Annotated in this window: 26 protein-coding genes and 2 pseudogenes; 14 read left to right on the top strand and 14 right to left on the bottom strand. The window is 42.4% G+C overall.

Features of this window, described 5'->3' with window-relative positions; all coding sequences use genetic code 11:
• Window positions 1–118: 118 nt before the first annotated feature.
• Window positions 119–931 (bottom strand): pentapeptide repeat-containing protein, encoded by an 813-nt coding sequence (locus AC1F2U_RS21280; RefSeq protein WP_480262884.1) that lies wholly within the window; start codon window positions 929–931, stop codon window positions 119–121.
• A 10-nt stretch (window positions 932–941) separates the two neighbouring features.
• Entirely contained in the window at window positions 942–1,583 is a 642-nt protein-coding gene (gene ccmP, locus AC1F2U_RS21275) for a beta-carboxysome protein CcmP (RefSeq protein WP_322670149.1), read from the bottom strand.
• A gap of 419 nt (window positions 1,584–2,002) precedes the next feature.
• On the opposite strand from ccmP, the pseudogene AC1F2U_RS21270 reads away from it, so the two are divergent.
• Together AC1F2U_RS21270 and AC1F2U_RS21265 are read left to right on the top strand one after the other, a co-directional pair.
• Window positions 2,003–2,323 (top strand): annotated as a pseudogene (locus tag AC1F2U_RS21270) (nitrogenase component 1); the annotation flags it as partial.
• Between the two features lie 50 nt (window positions 2,324–2,373).
• The gene (locus AC1F2U_RS21265) at window positions 2,374–3,627 is read left to right on the top strand and encodes a glycoside hydrolase family 10-like protein (protein WP_480262898.1); all 1,254 of its coding nucleotides are present in this window, start codon (window positions 2,374–2,376) and stop codon (window positions 3,625–3,627) included.
• A 102-nt stretch (window positions 3,628–3,729) separates the two neighbouring features.
• Here AC1F2U_RS21265 and AC1F2U_RS21260 read toward each other — a convergent pair whose 3' ends face one another.
• Complete coding sequence (locus AC1F2U_RS21260; protein ID WP_480262883.1) at window positions 3,730–5,211, bottom strand: site-2 protease family protein; 1,482 nt, start codon at window positions 5,209–5,211, stop codon at window positions 3,730–3,732.
• A 303-nt stretch (window positions 5,212–5,514) separates the two neighbouring features.
• On the opposite strand from AC1F2U_RS21260, the gene AC1F2U_RS21255 reads away from it, so the two are divergent.
• Window positions 5,515–5,673: a hypothetical protein gene (locus tag AC1F2U_RS21255; RefSeq protein ID WP_480262882.1), complete on the top strand. Its 159-nt coding sequence runs from the start codon at window positions 5,515–5,517 to the stop codon at window positions 5,671–5,673.
• A 112-nt stretch (window positions 5,674–5,785) separates the two neighbouring features.
• Here the strand turns inward: AC1F2U_RS21255 and AC1F2U_RS21250 are convergent, their stop codons facing one another.
• The 3 genes from AC1F2U_RS21250 to AC1F2U_RS21240 all read right to left on the bottom strand — a co-directional run bounded on the left by AC1F2U_RS21250 (window position 5,786) and on the right by AC1F2U_RS21240 (window position 8,246).
• Window positions 5,786–6,808, bottom strand: a complete 1,023-nt coding sequence (locus AC1F2U_RS21250) for a spore photoproduct lyase family protein (protein ID WP_480262897.1) — start codon at window positions 6,806–6,808, stop codon at window positions 5,786–5,788.
• Window positions 6,809–6,911: 103 nt separating this feature from the next.
• Entirely contained in the window at window positions 6,912–7,268 is a 357-nt protein-coding gene (locus AC1F2U_RS21245; protein WP_104900334.1) for a hypothetical protein, read from the bottom strand.
• 207 nt (window positions 7,269–7,475) lie between these two features.
• Complete coding sequence (locus AC1F2U_RS21240) at window positions 7,476–8,246, bottom strand: lipoate--protein ligase family protein (RefSeq protein ID WP_480262881.1); 771 nt, start codon at window positions 8,244–8,246, stop codon at window positions 7,476–7,478.
• Between the two features lie 113 nt (window positions 8,247–8,359).
• Between AC1F2U_RS21240 and AC1F2U_RS21235 the strand changes: the two genes are divergently transcribed.
• Window positions 8,360–8,839, top strand: coding sequence for a DUF6985 domain-containing protein (locus tag AC1F2U_RS21235; RefSeq protein ID WP_480262880.1), 480 nt, complete (start codon window positions 8,360–8,362; stop codon window positions 8,837–8,839).
• A 99-nt stretch (window positions 8,840–8,938) separates the two neighbouring features.
• On the opposite strand, the gene coaBC is transcribed toward AC1F2U_RS21235, so the two are convergent.
• The 3 genes from coaBC to AC1F2U_RS21220 all read right to left on the bottom strand — a co-directional run bounded on the left by coaBC (window position 8,939) and on the right by AC1F2U_RS21220 (window position 11,206).
• The gene (coaBC, locus tag AC1F2U_RS21230) at window positions 8,939–10,147 is read right to left on the bottom strand and encodes a bifunctional phosphopantothenoylcysteine decarboxylase/phosphopantothenate--cysteine ligase CoaBC (RefSeq protein ID WP_480262879.1); all 1,209 of its coding nucleotides are present in this window, start codon (window positions 10,145–10,147) and stop codon (window positions 8,939–8,941) included.
• Between the two features lie 86 nt (window positions 10,148–10,233).
• Window positions 10,234–10,446, bottom strand: coding sequence for a protein IsiD (gene isiD, locus AC1F2U_RS21225; protein WP_094351471.1), 213 nt, complete (start codon window positions 10,444–10,446; stop codon window positions 10,234–10,236).
• Window positions 10,447–10,600: 154 nt separating this feature from the next.
• On the bottom strand, window positions 10,601–11,206 hold the full coding sequence (locus AC1F2U_RS21220; protein ID WP_480262896.1) for an alpha/beta hydrolase: 606 nt from the start codon (window positions 11,204–11,206) through the stop codon (window positions 10,601–10,603).
• Between the two features lie 197 nt (window positions 11,207–11,403).
• Between AC1F2U_RS21220 and AC1F2U_RS21215 the strand changes: the two genes are divergently transcribed.
• Entirely contained in the window at window positions 11,404–11,730 is a 327-nt protein-coding gene (locus AC1F2U_RS21215; RefSeq protein WP_480262899.1) for a hypothetical protein, read from the top strand.
• Window positions 11,655–11,858 (top strand): hypothetical protein, encoded by a 204-nt coding sequence (locus AC1F2U_RS21210; protein WP_480262895.1) that lies wholly within the window; start codon window positions 11,655–11,657, stop codon window positions 11,856–11,858. The genes AC1F2U_RS21215 and AC1F2U_RS21210 overlap by 76 nt, the downstream gene beginning before the upstream one ends.
• Before the next feature lie 265 nt (window positions 11,859–12,123).
• Here the strand turns inward: AC1F2U_RS21210 and AC1F2U_RS21205 are convergent, their stop codons facing one another.
• The gene (locus AC1F2U_RS21205; RefSeq protein WP_480262878.1) at window positions 12,124–12,702 is read right to left on the bottom strand and encodes a Uma2 family endonuclease; all 579 of its coding nucleotides are present in this window, start codon (window positions 12,700–12,702) and stop codon (window positions 12,124–12,126) included.
• 225 nt (window positions 12,703–12,927) lie between these two features.
• Here AC1F2U_RS21205 and purH point away from each other — a divergent pair, with 225 nt between their 5' ends.
• Window positions 12,928–14,448: a bifunctional phosphoribosylaminoimidazolecarboxamide formyltransferase/IMP cyclohydrolase gene (gene purH, locus AC1F2U_RS21200; protein ID WP_480262877.1), complete on the top strand. Its 1,521-nt coding sequence runs from the start codon at window positions 12,928–12,930 to the stop codon at window positions 14,446–14,448.
• Between the two features lie 436 nt (window positions 14,449–14,884).
• On the opposite strand, the gene AC1F2U_RS21195 is transcribed toward purH, so the two are convergent.
• From AC1F2U_RS21195 to AC1F2U_RS21185, 3 genes are all read right to left on the bottom strand, one after another.
• Window positions 14,885–15,322: a PIN domain-containing protein gene (locus tag AC1F2U_RS21195; RefSeq protein WP_480262876.1), complete on the bottom strand. Its 438-nt coding sequence runs from the start codon at window positions 15,320–15,322 to the stop codon at window positions 14,885–14,887.
• A complete protein-coding gene (locus AC1F2U_RS21190; protein ID WP_480262875.1) occupies window positions 15,319–15,618 on the bottom strand; it encodes a hypothetical protein in 300 nt (99 codons plus the stop codon). Before AC1F2U_RS21190 ends, AC1F2U_RS21195 begins: the two co-directional genes overlap by 4 nt.
• Window positions 15,619–16,155: 537 nt before the next feature.
• Window positions 16,156–16,284, bottom strand: coding sequence for a hypothetical protein (locus tag AC1F2U_RS21185; RefSeq protein ID WP_480262874.1), 129 nt, complete (start codon window positions 16,282–16,284; stop codon window positions 16,156–16,158).
• A 129-nt stretch (window positions 16,285–16,413) separates the two neighbouring features.
• On the opposite strand from AC1F2U_RS21185, the gene gatB reads away from it, so the two are divergent.
• From gatB to AC1F2U_RS21165, 4 genes and pseudogenes are all read left to right on the top strand, one after another.
• On the top strand, window positions 16,414–17,889 hold the full coding sequence (gene gatB, locus AC1F2U_RS21180) for an Asp-tRNA(Asn)/Glu-tRNA(Gln) amidotransferase subunit GatB (RefSeq protein ID WP_480262873.1): 1,476 nt from the start codon (window positions 16,414–16,416) through the stop codon (window positions 17,887–17,889).
• Between the two features lie 682 nt (window positions 17,890–18,571).
• Window positions 18,572–19,834: a bifunctional ornithine acetyltransferase/N-acetylglutamate synthase gene (gene argJ / locus AC1F2U_RS21175; protein ID WP_480262894.1), complete on the top strand. Its 1,263-nt coding sequence runs from the start codon at window positions 18,572–18,574 to the stop codon at window positions 19,832–19,834.
• 173 nt (window positions 19,835–20,007) lie between these two features.
• Window positions 20,008–20,293: pseudogene (locus AC1F2U_RS21170) on the top strand (IS701 family transposase); the annotation flags it as partial.
• Between the two features lie 74 nt (window positions 20,294–20,367).
• On the top strand, window positions 20,368–20,550 hold the full coding sequence (locus AC1F2U_RS21165; protein ID WP_480262872.1) for a hypothetical protein: 183 nt from the start codon (window positions 20,368–20,370) through the stop codon (window positions 20,548–20,550).
• A 13-nt stretch (window positions 20,551–20,563) separates the two neighbouring features.
• On the opposite strand, the gene AC1F2U_RS21160 is transcribed toward AC1F2U_RS21165, so the two are convergent.
• Window positions 20,564–20,818 carry a hypothetical protein gene (locus AC1F2U_RS21160; protein WP_480262871.1) on the bottom strand — a complete coding sequence of 85 codons (255 nt, stop codon included), beginning with the start codon at window positions 20,816–20,818 and terminating at the stop codon, window positions 20,564–20,566.
• A 562-nt stretch (window positions 20,819–21,380) separates the two neighbouring features.
• Here AC1F2U_RS21160 and AC1F2U_RS21155 point away from each other — a divergent pair.
• The 3 genes from AC1F2U_RS21155 (at window position 21,381) to ntrB (ending at window position 24,330) form a co-directional block, all read left to right on the top strand.
• Window positions 21,381–21,548, top strand: a complete 168-nt coding sequence (locus AC1F2U_RS21155) for a hypothetical protein (RefSeq protein WP_480262870.1) — start codon at window positions 21,381–21,383, stop codon at window positions 21,546–21,548.
• 477 nt (window positions 21,549–22,025) lie between these two features.
• Window positions 22,026–23,408: a CmpA/NrtA family ABC transporter substrate-binding protein gene (locus tag AC1F2U_RS21150; RefSeq protein WP_480262869.1), complete on the top strand. Its 1,383-nt coding sequence runs from the start codon at window positions 22,026–22,028 to the stop codon at window positions 23,406–23,408.
• A gap of 82 nt (window positions 23,409–23,490) precedes the next feature.
• Window positions 23,491–24,330, top strand: coding sequence for a nitrate ABC transporter permease (gene ntrB, locus AC1F2U_RS21145; RefSeq protein WP_480262868.1), 840 nt, complete (start codon window positions 23,491–23,493; stop codon window positions 24,328–24,330).
• The last annotated feature ends 39 nt before the right edge of the window (window positions 24,331–24,369 follow it).

Genomic DNA, 24,369 nt, shown 5'->3' with positions numbered 1-24,369 from the left:
AGTGACAGTAAGTTTTTCCCCTCTGCCCCTCTGCCCCTCCGCCCCTCCGCCCCATCAAACGCCTGAAGCTTGTGAGAAATGCGGGAGTAGGGGGCTTTTCCCCAAAGCCAATTTCGAGTTAAAAATGCACAAAACGAGTGATATTAGGCATAATTGTTTCTTGAAGATTTACGCCGCTGAAGTCAGCTCCCCGAATGTCGGCTCCTCTAAGGTTAGTTCCTCTAAGATTCGCCCCTGCCAAATTCGCATCTCTAAGGTTAGTCCAACTCAAGTCAGCTTGACTCAAATTAGCTTCACTTAGGTTAGCCCGCAACAAGTATGCACCACTTAGGTGAGCCTTGGTCAGATTAGTTTTGTATAAGTCAGCTTTGTAAAGATAAGCTCCTAAAACATCTGCTTCGTACAAACTCGCCTCGCTGAGGTCAGCCGCAATCAAGTTAGCTTCAATGAGGTTGGCAAAAGAGAGGTTAGCCCGGATCAACTTTGCTGCACCTAAATCGGCATCTCTCAAGTTAGCGCCTTTTAAGTCAGTGCCAATTAGATTAGCAGATGCGATCGCAGCACCTCTAAGATCCACCCCACTCAAGTCAGCTCCAATCAAATTGGCATGACTCAAATCTGCCTGCGTAAGTATAGCACCACTCAAGTTAGCAACACTGAAGTTAGCCGCACTCAGGTTAGCTTCATTCAGGAAAGCATTATGGAGGTTGGCACTACTGAGGTCAGCACCACTGAGGTTTGCCCGCACAAGTAAAGCATTACCCAAATCAACTCTTCTCAAGTTTATCCCTTGGAGGTTTGCACCTCTGAGGTTATCGCCTTGCAAATTCGCGGCGCTGAGGTCTGGTTCAATCTGGGGATTTTTCTTTCTCCACTCAATCCATTTAACTGCACCTGCTTTGAGTAAAGTTAGATGCTCTCGATTTGCCATTTTCTCTCCTTTACTCCTGACGCCCACCCAGAGAATTTACCCGACCAGCGACACTTTCAATAGCCGTTAATGCTCCCGCTGCTCCTGCTAGAATATCCTGTTCTTGTCCACCTAAGTAAAGCCGTCCAAAACTACCTACAGCTTGAACTTCTAAAATGTTAATCCTCGCTGCTTTTTCCGCTTCATTGGCAGCTAATGCGGCGTAAGCAGCAGGCTCCACTTCTAATACATACAGCGTTTGACCTGCTAGTAGTAGCTGTCCTCGGCGCGTGCGATTAATCAGTTGTGTTTGATAAGCATCGATGTTGCGGATAATCTGACTAGAAATAACACGCGGTTTCAGACATTCCTCTCTTTTGACTCCCAGTGCCGCCAAAATAGCTTGACCAGCAGCTCTGGTTTCGCCTTGGGAGCTAGAATGAACTTCCAATAGCCCATATAGTCGTTCCACTACCTGTACTCCCGGACGGACAGAGGCAGATTTCAGGGCTATATCCGTAATTTTATTAATTTCGATACCAGGAGATATTTCAATCCACAGTGATGTATCTCCTGGTAATGGTAAGAAGCCTTGGGCTACTGTTCCCATATATGCTGCATGTTGAGGTTGCAGGCTGTCGAGAAATACGAAACTGCGTAATTCTATGCCCAAGATTTTGCTCTCCAGTCGTGAGGGTAAAAGTTATCTATATGCGAGATATAAGTGCCTAACTTGACAATATAGGGTATAAAAGAGCGCAAAATCCGTTAAACGGATCTACACCCGTGTGTCAAATAGCAATTATAGAAGCTAATGCTTATTTAAAAGACCATTGTCGTCTTGGGATAAAATCTACTTCGATCGGACGACATAATTTTTGTTTAACACGGCTGCTTTGTAAACATCTTGACCCTTTTACATTACCCCAGTTTTACCCCAAATATTTCCCCAACATCTCCCAACTGGAACTGCAAGGATTAGATACCAATAAATATGGCTCTTTCTAGCTATTTTCATCCTTATCCTCTCAATCAGGTAAATAAGCAGATACAAAGCACTTAAAAGCTTTGCCGTGGTTTGGGATTTCGGCGCGATCGCTAGGAGTTGAGATTCACGCAGCAGTGACAACAACACGCTTTCCTTTGCTAGAAAAATTTCCGATCAAGAGCGTCACTATCGGCGATTTGGAAGACTTTGAGCAACTAGCGGTTGGATCTGATTTGCTAATTACCAACTTTCATGGAGTAGCGATCGCTCAACGCTTAAAAATTCCTCTCTACCGTCAAGGGATTCCCATTTTTGACCGCTTAGATAGTGGCCAGTTATGCAAAGTTGGCTATCGAGGTACTATGCAACTTTTATTTGATATTGGCAATCTGTTTTTAGAGCAGGAAACAAAGGTTAAGCATTAATATTAGTTATCCCAATGTTTCCTTCAATGACACAGACATTTTAAATAATGATGAAAAGGTTTGTAGGGTGGTGTGTTGAGTTTTCTTCTTGGTGGAATATTCACCAAAGTAGAAAGTCTCTTTTGTTTATCGTTATGCTTACCTTGAGCACGATCGCTACGATGATGTTGTCGTTCCCATTGAACGCTCAAATTAATCTGCCGTCAACGCCAAAATCTGAGTTAAGGGGAGTGTGGTTAACAAATATTGATAGTGATGTCTTATTTGAGCGCGATCGCCTCAAGGGATCTTTGCAACGCCTTGATGAACTCAATTTTAACACTATATATCCGGCGGTTTGGAATTGGGGATATACATTGTATCCTAGCAAAGTTGCCCAAAAAGTTATCGGGCGATCGCTCGATCCCACGCCGGGACTCAAAGGGCGAGATATCCTCAAAGAAATTGTGGATGTGGGACATCAAAAAGGGTTAACAGTGATTCCCTGGTTTGAATTTGGCTTCATGGCACCAGCGGATTCTCTATTAGCTAAAAATCGTCCCCAATGGCTCACCAGTCGCAGCGACGGGACTCGGATTGTCAAAGAAGGGACACATAATCGCGTTTGGCTAAATCCCTTTCGTCCAGAAGTACAACAATTTATCCAAGATTTAATCGTTGAAATTGTTAGAAACTATAATATCGATGGTATTCAATTTGATGACCATTTTGGCTTACCATCAGAATTAGGATACGATGCCTATACAGTGGCACTTTACAAAAAAGAACATCGTGGTAAAGCTCCCTCCAAAAACTTTAAAGATCCAGAATGGGTGAGTTGGAGAGCTAATAAAATCACCGAGTTTATGAAACGGGTATTTACAGCCATTAAAGCTACTAAAAAAAATTGCCTGGTTTCTGTTGCTCCTAATCCTCAACGTTTTTCCTACGATTTCTTTTTAGCAGACTGGCAGAAGTGGGAACGGATGGGAATTATTGAAGACTTGGTTTTGCAGATATATCGGGATGATTTGAATGTCTTTATTAGCGAATTAGAGTATCCAGAAGTGAAAGCGGCAAAGAGCCATATTCCTGTGAGTATCGGCATTTTGGCTGGGTTGAAAAACAAATCTGTACCGATACAACAGATTCAAACACAAGTGCAAAAAGTACGCGATCGCAATTTTGCCGGAGTCTCTTTCTTTTTCTATGAAACCCTCTGGAATATGAGCAAAGAAAAGCCACAAGAGCGTCAAACTGCCTTCCAGAAAATTTTCCCCACACCAACAGCTTACCCGAATTTACTAGCAGGTTGGAAACCGTAGAAATTTAGGGAGTGGGGAGTGGGGAGATAGGCATAATTCTTCAAACTCCTCTTGTACAGACGCGATTAATCGCGTCTCTTTTGTACGATTAATCGCATCTCTCTATCCTATTCCCAAACGCCCAGCCAAACCGGGAGTTAGGGGTAGAAGCGTGGTAATCATCAAGAATAGAGCCAAAAGACCTAAAGCGGCTCTAGCATCATCAGGTTCAGTGACTTCATTCAAACTGGGGCGTTCTTGATCTCGTTGCAAGAAGAAAATCACGATCGCCCAGTACATGGCAAGAGTATTACCGAGAGACACTAACGCTAGTAAAATTAAAGTTGCGATCGTTGCTCGTCCTGCGGTTTTGCGTCCATAAATCGCCTGAATAATCCGCCCACCATCGAGTTGTCCGGCGGGCATTAAGTTCAAAGCGTTAATTACTAACCCCAGCCAACCAATCACCACTAGGGGATGAACACTTACCAGGGACGATTGCAAAGCCGAACCAAGGACAACTCGCGCCAAACTTCCCACCAAAATCGACCCTTGGAAAAACTGATTGGGCAATTGAAATAAACTACCTGGGTGGGAAAGCAGCAAGCCTGTCACCAGCATTAACAAAGAGACAATACCACCTGCGGCTGGCCCTGCCAAGGCGATATCAAATAATACCTTGCGGTTGGGCAATAGAGATTCAAAGCGGGTAATTGCACCAAAAGAACCAATTTGCACAGCCGGCAGAAAGAAAGGCCAGCTAAGGCGGATTTGGTGACGCCGAGCAAGTAACCAATGACCGATTTCGTGAGCTACTAAAATCGCAAATATCCCAGCGCCTATGGGCAAAGCTTCTTGAAACCGCCCAGGATTGCCAAAGAAATCAAAATTCAGCAGTAATCCCGCAGCTTCTAGACTTGTGGCAATGGTCGCTATCAACAGAATACCCGCAAAAGCTTTTTGCGATCGCAACATCGGCTTGGGATCGTTGCGGCTGGGTAGGACGATTACCACTGGTTTGCTGTCTGTATTTTCCACTAAAAACAGTCGATATCGATCGCCAAGGCGTTGCTGTAAACTTGCAGTTAGACGGTTGTGAGTTTCTTCTGGTTCTCCCCGCAAATTGCCTTTGAAAATGGCTCCATCTTGGTAAGCGATCGTTTCTGTGGCAAAAAACGTATCGATACCGAAAATACCTTTAACTGCATTCAAGTCTTCTTCTGGTATCGGTGGGATCTCCGGTTTCAATTCTGCTACTTTTGGTTGTGGGGAATTTGCTTCAAGTGAGGAAGCAGCAGCGAGTCTTTCTGTGGCGCGTTGCTTGAGGATGGCATCTTGCCCAGCTGCGCGTAACTGTCTGCCCAAGTAGACGTACAATCCGGCGGATGTCACCACTAAGAACAATATACCCGCTATATTGATGTAAATCCCTGCGGCAAACAATCCAAAAAACAGCAGCCAGGGAGTCATCAACACCACCGACTGTAACCAGGCTAAGATTCCCAGTTTACCAAAAGGTCTGGCGCGATAAAAGCCCCAGCCCAAAATGCCTAAAGCTACCAGTAGGATTGCCGCCAGGATAGAAGTTTCTGATAAAGTAAACATCTCCAAACCTTTGCTATTGAGACTAAGCCAGAACAAGTCCGGTATTGCAGATACACTTATTAATGTATAACGCCGCCTGTAATCTGCCCAAATTATCCCGCTTTGTGTAGGGCTATCGCGTACACACAAGTCTTTTAAAGTTACTGCCCAACATAGAGTAGGTTAATTTTTGCAAGTCGATGCAACAAAGGTGCAAGTCGATGCAACAAAGAGACATCTCCGAAAAAGAATATCAAAGCCTTGTGCTGTCAGGGTCAATATCTCATTACCGGAGATGTCTAGGTACAAGTCGATGCAGCAAAGGTGCAAGTCGATGCAACAAAGGTGCAAGTCGATGCAACAAAGGTGCAAGTCGATGCAGCAAAGGTGCAAGTCGATGCAACAAAGGTACAAGTCAATGCAGCAAAGGTGCAAGTCGATGCAACAAAGGTGCAGGTCAGGAGACTTGTGTATACACCGTAGCCTTGCTACGGGAGGGGCTACTTTTGAGAAGTCACGCAGGAATTACAACTAATTTACCGGGCATGATATGAGTAGATGAAGAGTTCAAACTCTATATGAGCAAAGTAGTCTTTTAAGTCCAATAAAGAATTTCAGCATTTGGAAAGCGCCTAGTAATCTCACTCTCAAAAAAGCTACGCAACGCCTTCATTGTGTCTTTCTCGTAAACGTACTTCGTCCCACCAAACTTATTACGCTTGACACTGCGTTTTGCTTCATCCATCTCTAATTTTGATTGCGGATACCAAGTTTGTAACACTTCTTTTGACCCTGGTGTAAACCGATGGGAGATTAACTCAAAGGTAAGGTTACAGTCAAAATCCAGTGCCTCGTTTATCTGGTCAAACAAACGACTATAGTGCATTTGCCAATCGTCTATCGGCATAATTGGCGCGATAACCAAACCTACTGGATAACCGCCACCGCCACGCTCTTGTGGTAGCGCCAACCGTCGCAACGCATTCAGTCTAGATGCTACGGATGCCGTGCCACCTTCAAACTTACCAGAAATCGGTGCGGCATTAACACTCATCCGACAGCGAGTATGCCCATTGTGTGGTAAATCGAGTAATCCATCCACAGCATCAAACTTCGATACCCAACGTAGATGTGCATTGCTACGAGTGCCAAAGTAACGGATACATTCAGCAAGACTTCCAGTTAAATGCTCAATACCCAATGGATCTGTGTAACAGCTAACTTCAAAACTCGTGGTTTTTCCCTGTTGCTCGTAGTTAGCTAAGTTCTCTAATATCTGCGGTAAGTTGGCAAAAGCGCGAATGACAGGCGGCCCCGACAAGCTACCCGCTAGGTAGCAGTATTGACAGTGAGCGGGACAACCTTCAGCAAGGTGAAACTGCCAATCCGCAGAAGGTGGGATCGGACTCAGTTTAAAAGAACTGGGTGGTGCAGTAACCACCGCTAAGGTACGCTTGGCAATGTTGTAAGTATCCCGCTCAGACTCACCGCGTAGTCCCTTCAGGCGGTTCTGTGATAGTTCTTCTATTGGTAAGTTGAGTGACTGCACGCGTTCAAAAATCTGCTGCCCCCAATCCTCATCTAGGGCAGCAGGTGTAAACAGTACCCGTTCAGGTATCCACAACCTTGGCGATCTTACTTGTGTCTCTGATACTGAAACTTGGTCTGTAGTTGTATTCAGCAATATCGTTCTCCGTTATTTAGTTTGCTGATTTCTGCAATTAATTTTCCAGGACTTGCTTAATTCGTCGCTCTAACAAATCAAGATCCAAACTGCCTTCATCACGGTTAATTCGACGCACAGTTGAATTAACATTAGCTAAATTAACCAATAAATCTTGAAGAATTTCCTGTTGCTGACGGGCTTGAGTAACTTCGCGTGGTTCTTGTACTAAATCACGCACGATGGTATCCTCAGCGCGAGAGGCGATAATTGGATCGTTTTGCCCTTGAACGTGAACAAAGGTTCGTCGCCCTGGGCCTCGCTCCTCTTCTATTGGTATAACTGCTGTCACTTGGTCAGAACGCACATATTTGCCAAATCCCAAATGGACTAGCTCTGATGAGAGTATTTTCATATAATTGAAGCGTTATTTTTATCTCTTACTTATATTATAAAATCTAGGAAAGTGACTTAAAGCCATAGACCATACGGCTTATACCCAATTGAAGGTAGTAGTTTCCTTTAGGAATTAGCTGCTTGATATCTCTCGTGTCAGTCACACTATTCCTACTTTCTACATAACTTAAAGTTTTGGAACAGGCGATACTTACGGTGAGCTACGCTAACGCACTTCATACAGCGATCGCAATTTGAGAATATCTTGCCATTCGAGATCGGTAAATGGTTGGCTAACTAGTTCTATGCCAAAGTACTGTTTTGCTGTCTCTGTCAATGTCTCCACAATCTTTGCAATCCAGCCATCCTCTTCCTGTGTAGTGCAAAGTGAGGTATTCCACGGAGCAGGTTGTTCAAAGATTTCCTGAAATAAATCTTTGTCCGTAGATAAAATCATCGAGCCGTGTTGAAGGATGGTATTTCTTCCCTTGCGTTGAGCGCTACCAATAAATTTACTTCCATCGGCAGTAACCAAGTCAGCTGCTGTTGCTGTGTTGAAGCAACTGGGATTATGAATGTAACCCCGTCCAGCAGAACCATAACTTAACTCAATACCCAACGTTTGCCAGCCTTGGATCAAAAAGTTACAGATTTTTTCATAAGTACCCCAGCTTTTTCCAGTACTAGCTGAGGTAATCACAGAGTAGGTCAAGTTCCCTTGGTGGAGAACAGCTCTACCACCCGTTGGCCGACGAACTAGATCGAGTGCCTGTCCCTGGTAAATCAGATTATGCCACTCGGCAGGCCATTGTTTTTGCAGATGTCCCAAGGAGAGCGCATGAGGACACCAGGTATAAAAACGCAGCGTGGGCGGGTGCTGTCCCTTTTCACATTGATTGAACAACCAAGCATCGATCGCCATTTGCACTGCTCCCGATGTCTGAAGCATGGGGATGAAACGCCAGGTGGATGGTGATTCCATTGCTACTTGTTTCATCGGTTTTTTAGGAGAGGGATATTACTGGTAAGGGCCTGAGCAAGAATATGTAACTATGAACAAAGATAAACATATTTTTTCATAATTTTGATGAATAAAGGTAGTACCTGAAGATGATGAAACCCCCAACGAGTTACTACGATGCTGAGTTTGGACAGATGAGAATGGAAGATAATCACTGGACTTTAGCAGAATGTGCTGTTTTGGGCGATCGCCGTGTACCGATTTGTGTGGATTTTGAACACGGGCAGATTGGGGAACTTTCATCGCTTCAGCGTGAAGCTATTCGGCAAGCTCTAGCCTTGCCACCAGATGTGTTACGCATCACTGCTCCTCTGGTGCTGCAAAATTATGATGTATATCGTGACATGATTGGAGATGAGTCAATGCCGCCCCTGGCTAATCCCATTCAGGTCTGGGATGAGGTCATTTTCTCATATATCTATGTGCCACCCCACGTTGAGTATGACCTGCATATTGCTACTTTTGAGTTGATAGCTGAGTGTGACTGGGAGCCAGAACACGGCTTAGAAGTGCGCTTTCGCAATGGAGTAGCAGACGATGCAGATCAGATAGGTGAAACAGGACGTTAACAATTCAAAATTCAAAACATTTTAGACATTTCAGACGGGGATTTAAACCCCTAATTTTAATTATGGGGTTCCTATCCCCTACACCCTACACCCTATCCCCTACACCCTCTTCATAAAATCAAATAATTGATGTGCCATTTCTAATTTAGAACAAGGTGCTATTTCTACCTGATTTCCTTGACTATCTAAAAATATGGCTTGATTATTATCGCTACCAAAACCACTATCAGGTTGATCGATGGGATTAGCAACGATCGCATCAAGTTTTTTATTGTGTAATTTTTCTAATGCTGGCTTGACAATATCCCCAGTTTGTGCAGCAAAACCAATTAATCTTTGATGCGGCTGCTTGAGTTCTGCTAATTGGGCGACTATATCCGGTACTGGTTCCAAGGATAAAGCTTGGGGGAGCGATCGCTTGGGCAATTTGTCTGTACTATAATCTTTCGGCTTCACATCTGCCACGGCTGCTGACATCACAATTACATCAGCATTGGGTAAACATTCCACCATCACGTGCTGCATTTGCTCGGCACTAATAACAGGAATTGCTTGCACTCCTAATGGTACATCCCAATTAGCTGGGCCATGTACTAGGGTGACATTTGCGCCTCGGTGAAATGCGGCTTGCGCTAAAGCTAATCCCATTTTACCTGTGGAAGGATTACCAATAAACCTTACTGGGTCAAGAAATTCTCGCGTTCCCCCAGCGCTAATTAAGACTCGTTTACCTGCTAAATCTCGTTTACCTTGAGTGTGTAATAACGATTGGATGTGAGCGAATATTTCTGGAGGTTCTGCTAATCTACCAGCACCGATGCGATCGCACGCTAATAATCCTGATGCTGTATTCATCCCATGATATCGGCTATCTATCAATAACTGTTGCCAATTCCGTTGCACCGATAATTGTTCCCACATATCAGTATTCATTGCGGGTGCTAACAGCACGGGACAAGTAGAAGCCAGCACGGTATTTGTGAGTAAATTATCTGCCATCCCATAGGCTAACTTTGCTAATGTATTAGCTGTCAAGGGGGCAATTACCATGACATCTGCCCATTCACCCAACTCAATATGTAACGGACGAGAGTGAGTTGGTTGCCAAAAATCATCATCTGTGTAGGCGGGATGACGAGATAGGGTTGATAAAGTCAGAGGCGTGATAAATTTTTGCGCCGAACGGGTGAGGATGACTCGGACTTCTACCCCAGTTTTAAACACCGTCGAAACCAATTCACAGATTTTGTAGGCGGCGATACCGCCACCTACAGCAATGAGAACCCTGTTCAATTTTGGATTAGTCATGGTAAAAAGTTAGGAGTGAGTCGTTCAAAAATTAGTACTAAATAGTTATAAATCCTAATTCTTAACTCCTAACTCCTAACTCTCAACTAAGCTTCATCGTAGGGTTCCAAGTCTAAGAGGTAGATATAGGGTTCAACTAACTCTGGACGCTGAAATGCGATCGCTCGCAATAGATGCCAATCATTTAAACCCTCAAAAGCATTACTATAATTATCCAGTTCCAGACGTGTAGCTAGTTCTTCTACTTCTACTGCACTCATGGCAGCAATTTCTTTTTGGGAAATGCTTAAAGTTGTCATAATACTTGCCCCTCCCTTATGCAGCACTCGCCTTCAGCATGGGTTAAGTTGCGCTGAACGCAGCCACCCAATATATATTACTCATTAGAAGTCATTAAGTTCGTGAAAATTGTCAGAATTTGTACCAGAATTTATAAAAAATTCGTAATCCTGACTAAGCAATTGTATTTACAACGAAATTTCGTAGCACCTCTAACGTTTTTGGATCTATTTCATGCCCCATATCAAATTCGTGGTATTCTACTGGCACTCCTAGAGACTTGAGAGTTTCTCGTGCCTTCAAAGCAGCTTGCAGGGGCACAACTTCATCATATCTACCGTGAGTGATTAAAGTCGGCGGAATCGCACTTTTAGCTGCCGTTAGCGCGTCAGGATGTAAATACCCGCTCATGACAACTAAACCTGCTAAGGGTAATTTTGAGCCGACATCTAAAGTCATTGCTCCGCCTTGAGAAAATCCACTTAAAATGGTACGTGACAAAGGTATGCCTGTGGTACTTTCTAAAGATTCCAAGAATTCTGTTAGCAGTTGCCGACTTTCTGCCAATCCTTGATACATATTTTCCCCTCGCAGGTCATACCATGCCCTCCCTATCGGAGAATAGGGATAAGGATAAGGTGCATTGGGCAATACAAACTGGTAATCGGGTAAGTTGAGCAATGGTAACAAAGATGCTACATCCTCAGCATTAGCACCCCAACCATGCAAAGTGACAATTAAGCCTGCCGGAGGTTGAGAAGTCGCTGTGGGAACGGTAATAGCTTGTAAAGACAGAGGTTTACTCCTAAAATTCTACTTTTATACATAGATCCTATCTCTTCAAGCAACTTAGTATTTTACGGCATTTGCTGCTTGTCTAAGGAATGCTACTTCGTCATGGCGATCCCAACTAATAGACCTCTTGCAGAATTATTTTATGGTAAGATACGGGGTTTTTAGCTTGATTCAACTAACTTATGCGATACAAGCAAACAAAAAAACTATCAAATCGAGAGTTCAAACGTCTGGTGGGAGTGCAAAGGGTGACATTTGATCAGATGGTCAAAGTCATGGGAGATACTACGGAAACCAAACAAACGCGTGCTTGTCCTCCTAAGCTAGATTTAGAAGACCAAGTTTTGATCTGCCTACAGTATTGGCGCGGAGTCGGCGACGCTCCGCCTCCGGAGAATATCGCACTTACTTGCATATTGCTCAAGATTGGCAGGTGTCGGAATCGACTGTTTGCCGTATCGTACACCGAATTGAAAGCACACTGGTCAGCTTTGGTAAGTTTCGTTTAAGCGGAAAAAAGTCCTTGTTGATTCCATCTCAGAAACCTTTAACAGCAGTGATGGATGTCACAGAGAGTCCGATTGAACGTCCTAAAATATGGTCAAATTTTGGTGGGATTAATTTTTTGGGATTGTAGGCATAAAATTTTCCCTCTTCTGCGAGGAGAGGGACGAACAAAAGGTTTTTCACTCCACTACTCTGCTGAGTGTATCTAACAAAACTGGCATAATTGACCTAGCCTGTAGCTTGGTTGAAGAATTTGACTTTGCGCTAAAATTCCTAAGTTGAGGTTAACTATTTGTTATCTGCTTCATCTTTAAGCAGAATGGTGTTCAGAAGATTTAATTCACTGGATGCCATAAAATAGCGATCGCTAAAAACTGTTGATTCCTAATGAAATTTTATGGATTTAAGCCAGCGCGTTGAAAGATTGCATGAGGGGTAATTTCTAATTCTGGTAGCAAATCATCAGTAATTACTTGATGAGAACGATAAGTAATCGGTAAGGAAGATGGTGCAAATACAGTTACAGTTCTAGCTTTTGTATCAACCACCCAAACACGAGAAACACCAGCTTTCAGATAATCAGTCGCTTTTTCAGCAATTTCACCAAAAGTTTGACCAGGTGAAATGATTTCGATGACTAATTCAGGTGCGACAGGACAAGCTTCATCTAATAGCCAATCAGCTGGAAGACGGTTATGAGAAATATAGGTCAGATCGGCCACAGGCATCCAATCTTGTTGATTTCGTGTTAGTTTAATTGCCCATTCAATCACAACTCGACCTTTTGCTTGTGCCCATGCAGACAATAGTATAAATAAAGCACCAGTAGTCGAGCCATGAAAAAATTTTGGTGACATTTGATTATCTTTATATTTGGGTACAGCTTCACCGTTAACAAACTCGTATGTAATATCTCCTTCGGGAAGTGCGAGAAATTCTTCTAGGGTTAGGCGTTGATTAGAAGACTGAACCATAGGTGTTATGTGGGTAAAAGATGCTTACTTTTAGTTTAGGCGATCGCAAATATTAGAGATTAAGCCTACTTAGTCCTTATTTCCAGCATTTTTAACAGTGCTGATGGGGGATGTAAGCATATAAATTACACGAGTCAATATTATTCCTCATGGTCTTGAAGTGAAGCAAGGCTTATGCAAAACTTGAGATCCTTCGCTTCTAGCCTACTTTTAAGGAATCGATCAATGGCGCGTCTAGCCCTGCTGAGTGTATCTAACAAAACTGGTTTAATTGACCTAGCCCGTAGCTTGGTTGAAGAATTCGACTTTGATTTAATCAGCAGTGGGGGAACAGCCCAAGCACTCAAAGATGCGGGACTCCCAGTTACCAAAGTTGCAGATTATACAGGTTCACCAGAAATTTTAGGTGGTCGAGTCAAAACCCTACATCCCCGGATTCATGGCGGAATTTTGGCCCGGCGAGATGTTCCCCAAGATATTACAGATTTAGAAAATAACCAAATTCGCCCGATTGATTTAGTGGTGGTGAATTTATATCCCTTTGAGGAAACGATCGCTAAACCAGGGATAACATTAGCTGAAGCTGTTGAACAGATTGATATCGGTGGGCCAGCAATGCTACGGGCATCATCGAAAAACTTTGCCCATCTCACTGTATTATGCGACCCAGCGCAATATGACGAGTATTTGCAGGAATTGCGCCAAAACAACGGTTTAGCATCCCTAGAATTTCGGCAAAAGGCGGCATTAAAAGGATTTTCGCACACTGCTAGTTACGATCGCGCGATCGCATCCTACCTCGCAGAAGCACAGCAATACACTCTTAGCGGCACACAATTACAATCTCTGCGTTACGGCGAGAATCCCCATCAACCCGCCACCTGGTATCAAACTGGTACTACTCCAACGGGATGGACAGCCGCGACAAAACTGCAAGGCAAAGAACTTAGTTACAATAACTTAGTTGATTTAGAAGCCGCACGCCGAATTATTGCTGAATTTACTGATACCCCAGCAGCAACAATTATCAAACATACAAATCCCTGTGGTACGGCATTGGGAAGTAGTATTTCTGAAGCCTATCAAAAAGCTTTCAACGCTGATTCTACTTCTGCTTTTGGTGGAATTGTCGCACTCAACCGTCCGATTGATGCGGCTACAGCTAGCGAGTTAACCAAAACATTTTTAGAATGCGTGGTTGCACCAAGTTGTGAAGCCGAAGCTCAAGAAATCCTGGCAAAAAAATCTAACGTGCGGGTTTTGACTCTAGCTGATTTCAGCAGTGGCCCTAAAGATACAGTGAAAGCGATCGCAGGTGGTTTCCTTGTCCAAGCTAGCGATGATATAATTGCTGACACCAGTCAATGGCAAGTAGTCACTGAACGTCAACCTACAGACAGCGAATTAGCCGAATTGCTGTTTGCGTGGAAAGTTTGTAAACACGTTAAATCTAATGCCATCGTTGTGACAAGCGATCGCACTACACTAGGGGTAGGTGCTGGTCAAATGAACCGCGTTGGCTCAGTTAAAATAGCTCTAGAACAAGCTGGAGAAAATGCCAAAGGTGCAACTCTCGCCAGCGATGGATTTTTCCCTTTTGATGATTCAGTCAAAACAGCCGCAGCCGCAGGAATTACAGCCATTGTTCAACCAGGGGGAAGTTTGCGCGATAAAGATTCAATCAAAGCTGCTAATGAACTGGGTTTGCTGATGGTCTTAACTGGTGTACGTCACTTTTTACACTAAATCATTGCTCATTGAGTGTGCGGTTTACAAAGTGTCACACTATATACTTTCTTTATGATTGAAGCAATGATATTATCTAATCGTGTGTGAGGAGCAAGTTAAAAATAAAAAGCGCCTGGGGTGGAAACACGGCAACACTCCCAAGCGCTTTTTAATTTGTCAGAAATTGGATTGCCTGTGGGTTTTAGAATTGTCACTCAATATACTTGCCATTTGATAGAAGTAGTGATATTATCTATTTGTGTGTGAGGAGCAAGTTAAGAATAAAAAATGTCTGGGGTGGAAACACGGCAACACTCCCAGGCATTTTTTAATTTGTATATAGAAATTATAGAAATTAACGCTTCCAAAATAATTTCATATTTTTACTACCAGTTAAAGATACGAATATTGTTAAAATTAATCACGTCAATTTCTACACTCTGAAGATAACTTGCTAGCTTGAATCATCAGTTAGTACAAGATACTTCCCTTTAGATAAAGTCAGGATTCCACTGTCAGTAAGTCCAAACTTGACAAATTTTTCAGTATTAACAGCATCTAAACTATTTACGTAGTATTCATCCAAAAGAGCAACCTTTTTAACAAATTGAGCAAATATTGCAAAGCACTGAGAACGTTCAGGTTCACCAAGTTGATTTGCAAGGCTATTAACTTCTGTCAGAATATTTGGAGTTGTTACAAGTTTTTGAAAGCGTGCAATAAATGCTAGCAGAAGCTCATAATCTTCTGGTATAAATTGCTGGGTTCGATTAAATTTAGTTATTCGTTCTTGATTGACGCTCCCAACTAAAAAGAGAAGCAGGATATTTGTATCAATTAAAATTCCTTTTTGGCAATAACGACGAACAAGGGAAGCAATCAAATCTTTCATACTTGTCTAATTTTCATTGCTTCTACTTCGCCAGTTTGAGAATTCACTTTAAAAAGTTTATATTCTCGTTCATACAACACAGGGGTAGAAGCAAGAGAAGAAGGAATTAAGTCTTCTAATCGGCTTTTAGGAGCTTTTTTAGGAATATCAAACCCTAGAGTAATCAACCAGAAGCTTTTATCTTCAGAAAGTTCAACTTCTTCAAGTCTCAAATCTCCTAATGAAGAACCCATCATGTCTTGTATGGATTTTATGTATTGATATGCAGCATTCACTGCTGTTTTGACATCAATCATAATCTTGGTTATTATCTGATATAATTTGCTAATTTCATACTTTATTATAGTAATTTAACCTTGGTTAGTGGTAGTTGGTTAACGCATAATTAACAATATCTACTTGACTTGTTTTTTCGGATTATTTTAATAGAGATCAATTGGGCAAGTCTGAATAGTGGGAAATTTTTTGTAAAAACTCTCTGACTTCTATCGGTTCGCGGAGAATAATAACTTGCTGGTTTAATTGTTACTTGACTAAGTTTTTCTAAAATCCCAGGACGACGAGTAATTGGGTATGACCAGATATATTTGAGAAATTCACAATTCAATCTTTCAGGACAATCTGATGCCATATCAGGTCTAGATTGTCCTGCATACATAAAGCGACGTTTAATCACTCGCGACAAACATAAAATTCGGGGAAAATCCAAAAAAATTACCGTGTCTGCAACCGACAAACGAAGATCGAGAGTACCGTCATAATTACCATCCATAATCTAAGATTCTCGTAGGGTTAGGTCTTGGATTATGCTCTGCCATTCAGTTTTTGGAGTCTCAACCCAACCAGGATTTTAGTACCAAGCATCCTAAGTGAATCACTTCTAAACCTAAGATGCTTCCCAGTTTGCGGGCTAGGGTAGATTTACCAGCACCTCCAGAACCAATGATTAAGATTTTCTTCACCTTAGATGTGCATCTCCCTTTTCAAGCTCAAGAGGTAAGCATTGCTCACCCAAATAACCGTCTTCAGGGCAACCCAATACGCCGCTACAATAGTACCACTACAAGGATTATGCCCAAATTATTGATATTATGACCACTGCTACGACCGTAAAAACTGAGTATGAAGCGATTATTGGTTTAGAAACCCATTGTCAACTGAGTACCAATACCAAGATTTTCTCTAATAGCTCTACAGCATTCGGCTCTGACCCCAATACTAACATTGACCCGGTTTGTATGGGTTTACCTGGGGTTTTACCTGTACTCAATGAAAAAGTATTAGAATACGCCGTCAAAGCTGGTTTGGCACTAAATTGTCAAATCGCTAAATATAGCAAATTTGACCGTAAACAGTATTTTTATCCAGATTTACCGAAAAATTACCAAATTTCTCAATACGATCTACCGATCGCAGAACATGGTTGGTTAGAAATTGAGTTGGTAGATGCTGAGGGTAATCCGATTCGCAAACGCATTGGTATTACACGTCTGCACATGGAAGAAGATGCGGGAAAATTAGTACACGCTGGTAGCGATCGCCTTTCTGGTTCTTCCTATTCTCTGGTAGACTACAATCGCGCAGGTATCCCGTTAGTAGAAATTGTTTCCGAACCCGATTTGCGTTCTGGAGTAGAAGCTGCTGAATATGCCGAAGAGTTGCGTCGGATTGTCCGGTATCTCGGCGTGAGTGACGGCAATATGGAACAAGGATCTCTGCGCTGCGATGTCAACATTTCCGTGCGTCCAGTGGGACGAAAGGAGTTTGGCACCAAGGTAGAAATTAAAAACATGAACTCCTTCAGCGCCATTCAACGGGCGATTGACTACGAAATTGAACGCCAAATCGCTGCCATCGAAGCAGGCGATCGCATTATCCAAGAAACTCGGCTGTGGCAAGAAGGCGCTCAATGCACAAGTAGTATGCGGGTGAAAGAAGGTTCTAGCGATTATCGCTACTTCCCCGAACCAGATTTAGCACCAATTGAGGTGTCAAATGCACAATTAGAGCAATGGCGTAGCGAACTACCAGAATTACCCGCTCAAAAACGCCATCATTATGAAAGCGATTTGGGGCTTTCCCCTTACGATGCGCGAGTGTTGACAGAAGATCGTTCAATCGCCGAATATTTTGAAACTGCGATCGCATCTGGAGCAAATGCCAAAGCTGCTGCCAACTGGATTACTCAAGATATTGCAGCCCACCTGAATAAGCAAAAACTCACTATTACTCAAATCGGACTGACTCCCACCAATCTAGCAGATATCATCACTCGCATTGAAACGGGCAAAATTAGCAATGCTCAAGCTAAACAAAAGTTGCCAGATTTGCTTAGTGGTATTTCTCCTGAGAAAGCCTTTGCCGGACAAGAGTTAATCACCGATCCAAGTGTACTGGAACCCATTATTGATGAAGTCATAGCCGCCAACTCCAAAGAACTAGAAAAGTATCGCAACGGTAACACTAACCTCAAAGGCTTCTTTGTTGGGCAAGTTTTGAAAAAGACAGACAAACGTGCCGATCCTAAGCTGACTAACGAATTGGTCGAGAAAAAACTGAACGCCTAGCAATCTGTCAAGTTAACTTTGCTGGGTGAGGAAGCAAAAGGTGCAGAGGGGCAGGGGAGCAGGGGAGCAGGGGAGAAGTTTCAGTAAGTTTTTCCCCTCTGCCTCTTCTGCCCCTCCGCTCCTCTGCCTCTTCTGCCAATGCCCAATTCCCAATTCCCCAATTCCCCAACTAAGTATTTTCCCGGTCTTGCTTCACACAATCTTCATATAAAGACTGGTGACAACCCTCATACGTAAAATGATATGCTGTGGTAAGTAGATGCACCCTGATGATCTGGAGAGCTGCCTAAGTAGCTCTCTTTTTTATTTTATTTTCATGGTATTTACGGATAAAGTTCAAAAATTTTTAAAAATAATCTCAATAAATAAGTATTAACCCTTAAAAAGTAAATCAGAGAGATCGGTAAGTAGATGTATCCTGACGATCTAGAGAGTAACCCAAGTGGCTCTGCTTTTTTGTTTTGGTTTTTCGTCATAAGAAAGGTAAAAACAATTATGCCAATCGCCAACTGGTGCATTATTATTGCCATCAGCAAATGAAAGGGATTGGGGAATGGGGAAGTAAGGAAAAACTAATAACTCTTAACTCTTGTACAGACGCGATTAATCGCGTCTCTCCTAACTCAGCACTTTTGTAAAGTACAAATTGACCTATCCAACCTGATAGTTGTAAGGAAGAATGATGGCAGATTGGCAAAAAATCACAGGTGGTATCACAGCACCAAGGGGGTATCAGGCGGCAGGAATTACCGCAGGATTGAAACCTTCGGGGCTGCCAGATTTAGCTTTGATATTCTCAGAAGTGGAAGCGATCGCAGCAGGTGTGTTCACCACCAGCCAAGTGAAAGCTGCCTGTGTAGAATATTGTCGCCAACGCTTGCAAGCGAAACAAAGCGCTCGTGCCATCCTCTGCAACGCTGGACAAGCAAACGCTGCTACAGGAACTCAAGGCAATCTTGATACCCTAGAATCTGCTCTGGCAATAGCCCAAGCCCTGAACATCTCGTCTGAATCTGTATTATTGGCTTCCACTGGTGTGATTGGTCAAAGAATAAAGATGGATGCTTTGCGAAGCGGAATTCCCAAAGTAGTAGCGGCACTATCAGAAACAGGTTCGGATGCTGCTGCTGGTGCGATTATCACTACAGACTTGGTAACAAAATCTATTGCTTTAGAGACAACTATAAGCGATGCCTCCGGCGGGCTGCGCCAACGCCCGGTACGAATTGGCGGAATTGCCAAAGGTTCCGGTATGATTCACCCGAATATGGCAACCATGCTGGCATTTGTGACTTGTGATGCTGTGGTTTCGCCTCATCTTTGGCAACAGATGTTAGCAAGGGCAGCTGATAGAAGCTTTAATTCCATTACTGTGGATGGTGATACCAGCACCAACGACAGCTTAATTGCCTTGGCAAATGGTCAATCTCGCACCCCAGCAATTATAGAATGGGGCGCAGAAGCAGAGAAATTAGAGGCGATGTTAACAGCAGTTTGCCAGCATTTAGCCAAAGCGATCGCTCGTGATGGTGAAGGCGCAACCTGTCTCATTGAAGTGGAAGTGACTGGCGCTCATGACGAACTCTCAGCCCGACAAATAGCCAAAACCATCGCTGGTTCATCCTTAGTTAAATCTGCAATCTTTGGACGCGATCCAAATTGGGGACGCATCGCCGCCGCCGCAGGACGTGCAGGTGTGCCCTTTGAGCAAGAAAACCTGCAAATTAAGCTAGGGAATTTCTTAATGTTAGAAAATGGACAACCTCTGGAATTTGACCGTGCAGCCGCAAGTGCTTATTTGAAAAAAGCATCGGTGGGTGCTTATCTGCAACAGGATACGGTGTTAATCTCCGTTAATGTTGGCAATGGTTATGGTGTGGGTAAAGCTTGGGGTTGTGATTTGAGTTATGACTACGTGAAGATTAACGCCGAATACACTACGTAAACGGATTGGAATAGTAAGTTGCATATACAGCACTTTGCAACTAAATGAGGTACAGAACCAAGGATTCACAAATCAAATTATTCTTCTGCCTCCTGCCTGGTTGTTGAGCGTAGTCGAAACACTCCCTCCTGCCTCAAAACCAGTGACTTTGTGCCTCATGCAAAAGAAAACTGCTGTATGTTAATCCTAAAACTCTCAGTTTTTGGGTAATAGATTATCGTATTTTCAACCCTGACAATGATGGTTTGACTAAGGTTGACCATGTGATAAATATGCTGAAAGGGCTTGTATATCAAAAGCTTCTGCCTTTCGATACAGAGAAGAATGGATACTTAGTATGCAGTCAATAATTTAATGCTTTATATCGATAGTCTAGATAAAAATTTTTATTGTCCTTTAAAGACTAATCGTTTAGTTGATGATACTTTTGGCAAAGAAAAATATAATTGTGTAGAATTGCATTCAGGACATTTCATTTGTCCATTATTACACTACTTTCATTACACTTTTAGCAACACCAAACTGTTTATCTAATGATGGATGTTTATGATGCTCGTAAAGATCAACCAAATTTTGAGCCTCCTAAAGATATGTCTTGGCGTGAGTGTTTAGCGTTTTTGGCCGATAAGGATATTTTTCATGAAACTTATTTTCATAAAAATGAATCCGGGGTGGTTGCATCCCCCAGATTCATCGATTCTGTTGAATTGTTTTGAGTATTTGAACTCATTAACGACGACAAGGCCCAGCTGGTCGTGTTTGTCCACCACAATAGTGTTTTCCCCTTCTTTTAAACGCTTCTGTTTCAACGCTAAGTCGCTTGTCATTTGGTTGAATTACAGTGTTATCGAGACTGCTGGTCTGAGCGATATTTGCAACATCACCGGTGGGTTGATAAAAATTTCCTTGAGCGTTTTGTGCAAAAGCTTCTAGGGGAGAAGCGAGTAATACTAAAGTAGCGATCGCAGTAATTTGGCGTTTCATAGTTAAATCTTTGTTTGTTGATGTTAGACAATCAAAATCATCAGTTTCTCTATTTGAGTCTGCAAAATTTGAACCTGCAAATTGAAATAGCTCAACCTTAACTTTTCATGTCTGCACAATACTTTAGTACAACCTCGCTTGTCTATAACCTATGTTTCACATTCTCAACTGTCACATCAACAAAACAATCGTAATGCTGAAGAATATCTGTCTAAAGTAAGAGAGGGTGCATCCCAGTTTTTATTTTGCACTGAGAGAATAACTTTAGCCAAAGATGTGTTGCAATCATTAATTGAATTGGTATAGGAATCCGGTTTGATTTTTGAAACGATCTACGTAGTCAGGGAACAGGGAACAGGGAACAGGAAAGAAGGCTTTCTTTTGATAGAGCGATCGCTAACTATGAGTTGGTTCTGTTTCTAGAGTACATACCACATATTCTGGAAACATGGCTGCAAGAAGTTCTATGTTGCCAGCATCGTCAAGTACCGCAGCATCATTGCGCTAATGCAAGACTTCTTTTCGGATATGTGGGCAAATAACAACAAGGACACGAAACTTCGTGACGCAGAACTACGGCTGCTGCTTAAAGAGACGGGGTTTATTCGCGGTGTTGGAAACGGCAGATAGTTGCGATCGCTGGATAATTAATACACCTATTTGGGCTATTTGCTTAGGTTTCCAACTTTCCCAGCCTTACCATCTCATTATTACCGCAGTGCGCTCCTAAATTATAGGGATAACATAATAGTTGCTATAAATAAAAACTTATAGATGACAAAAGACTACTAAAATTAAGTTACAAAACAAGTAAAGATAGTCAATCATCAAGTAAACATAATAGTCTTCATAAATAAGAGTTTATATATTAAAAATTATTCCTATAGTTGAGGATAATAGATAAACTTTTCCTTATACATCCAATCTAATATTTATTTAATAAATCGAGGTTCCAAGTTAACAATTTGGGCTTCAAAGGCTGTAAACTGATTTCAACAAGGTGAATGATACCTCTGCATCACACTAGAAAAGCAGAGCCAATAATTTAACCGAGTTCTTATATAGGTAGCTATTTCATTGATGAAATGGCTGCGATCGCTTGGCTAAATATAGCTTGATTAATCATTAGTGGCGCAAAAAATATAATGTTTTTTGCCTAAATTTTCATAGCTATAAAAAATAAAATTTACGTTTTCAGGAGATATTTATGACAGAATTTTTTAATCAAATTTCTCGCCGCAAATTTATTTTCACAGCCGGAGTATCTGCGAGTGCTGTATTGCTCAAAGGCTGTTTGGGTAATCCTCCTGAAAACCTTACTGGTGGAAGCACCCAAGCACAGCCTACTGCTCAGTTGGTTACTAATATTAGTCCCGAACAAGCACCAGAGACTACTACAGTCAAGTTGGGATATATTCCCATTGTAGAAGCGGCTCCTTTAATTATTGCTAAAGAAAAAGGCTTTTTTGCAAAGTATGGGATGAGTAATGTTGACCTTTCCAAACAAGCTTCTTGGGGTGCAGCCAGAGATAACGTAGAAATTGGTTCTGCTGGTGGTGGTATAGATGGCGGTCAATGGCAGATGCCAATGCCACATTTAATTACAGAAGGTTTAATTACCAAAGGCAATCAAAAAATTCCCATGTATGTATTATGTCAATTAATTACGCATGGAAATGGAATTGCGATCGCCAGCAAGCACCAAGGCAAAGGTATTAGTTTACAACTTGCCAGCGCTAAGTCTTTATTTAAGGAATTAAAATCTTCAACACCCTTCACTGCTGCATTTACCTTTCCCCACGTCAACCAAGATTTATGGATTCGTTACTGGTTAGCAGCAGGTGGCTTAGACCCGGATGCAGATGTCAAATTGCTCACAGTACCTGCGGCACAAACTGTTGCCAACATGAAAACAGGAACGATGGATGCCTTTAGTACAGGCGACCCCTGGCCTTATCGCCTGGTTCAAGACAAAATCGGCTACGTAGCAGCATTAACCGCAGAAATTTGGAAAAATCATCCTGAAGAATACTTCGCGATGAGAGGCGATTGGGTTGATAAAAATCCCAAGGCTACCAAAGCAATTTTAAAAGGAATTATGGAAGCCCAACAGTGGCTAGATAATTTTGATAATCGCAAAGAAGCGGCTCAGATTTTGGCTGGACGAAATTATTTCAATCTTCCTTCACCAGAAATACTGGCAGATCCATACCAAGGTAAATATGACATGGGTGATGGTCGCAAAATTGATGATAAATCAATGGCTGCTTACTACTGGAAAGATGAAAAAGGTAGTGTTTCTTATCCCTACAAGAGTCATGATTTATGGTTCATCACTGAAAATGTCCGTTGGGGATTCTTGCCAAAAGATTATATTGCTAATAATGCTGCTAAAGCTAAGGAACTTATCAACAAAGTAAACCGCGAAGATATTTGGAAAGAAGCTGCCAAAGAAGCTGGGATTGCCGCTGCCGATATTCCCACAAATACATCCCGTGGTGTAGAAGAGTTTTTTGATGGCATCAAATTTGACCCCGAAAAACCAGAAGAATATTTGAAGAATTTGAAAATCAAAAAGGTCAGTATTTAGAGACGCGATTCATCTCTTGTAGAGACGCGATTCATCGCGTCTACGACAAATAACAAATAAAATTTGAGGAGAACATAGCATCATGACACTCGCCCAAAAACGCCCTGCAAGCCCTAGATTGAATAATAGTTTTATATCCAGCCTGAAAAAGCAATTTCCCGATCTGATACCACCAACGATCGCCATCACAATCTTCCTCGTTCTCTGGCAACTCTTCGCTTGGATTCCAGGAGCCACATTACCAGGGCCAATACAGGTTATCCAAGACACTTGGGTTCTGATTTTCTGGCCATTTTATGACCGAGGTGGCATTGATAAAGGTTTATTCTGGCAGATTCTCGCTAGTCTGCAACGGGTTGCTATCAGTTATACCCTAGCTGCGATCGTTGGTATTGCCTTGGGCATTTTGATTGGGGTGAATAAAACCATGTCCAAAGCTTTAGACCCCATCTTTCAACTACTGCGGACAGTACCACCTCTAGCTTGGGTTCCGATTTCTTTAGCAGCTTTACGACAAAACGAACCAGCCGCCTTATTTGTAATTTTCATCACCGCCATTTGGCCCATCTTAATTAACACTGCTGTCGGCGTTACCCAAATTCCCCAAGATTACAACAACGTCGCCAAAGTTCTGCAACTTAGCCGCAAAGAATATTTCACTAACATTTTGATTCCGGCGGCATTACCCTACATCTTTACCGGGTTGAGAATTGCGATCGGTTTAGCTTGGTTAGCAATTATTGCCGCCGAAATCGTCATGTCCGGTATTGTCGGAATCGGGTTTTTTATCTGGGATGCTTATCAAAATAACAATGTCAGCGAAGTAATTTTAGCTCTAGTTTACATCGGTGTTGTTGGGTTGCTCCTAGATAAAGCTATGGGTTGGCTGCAAAACAAGATTTTACCAGCAGAACAAAAATAGTCATTAGTCATTGGTCATTTGTAGAAAGCTAAGGACTAG

The organism is Nostoc sp. LEGE 12454 (assembly GCF_056620565.1).
Note: the sequence above shows the minus strand (reverse complement) of the source record. Positions and strands in the feature narration are given on the sequence as shown.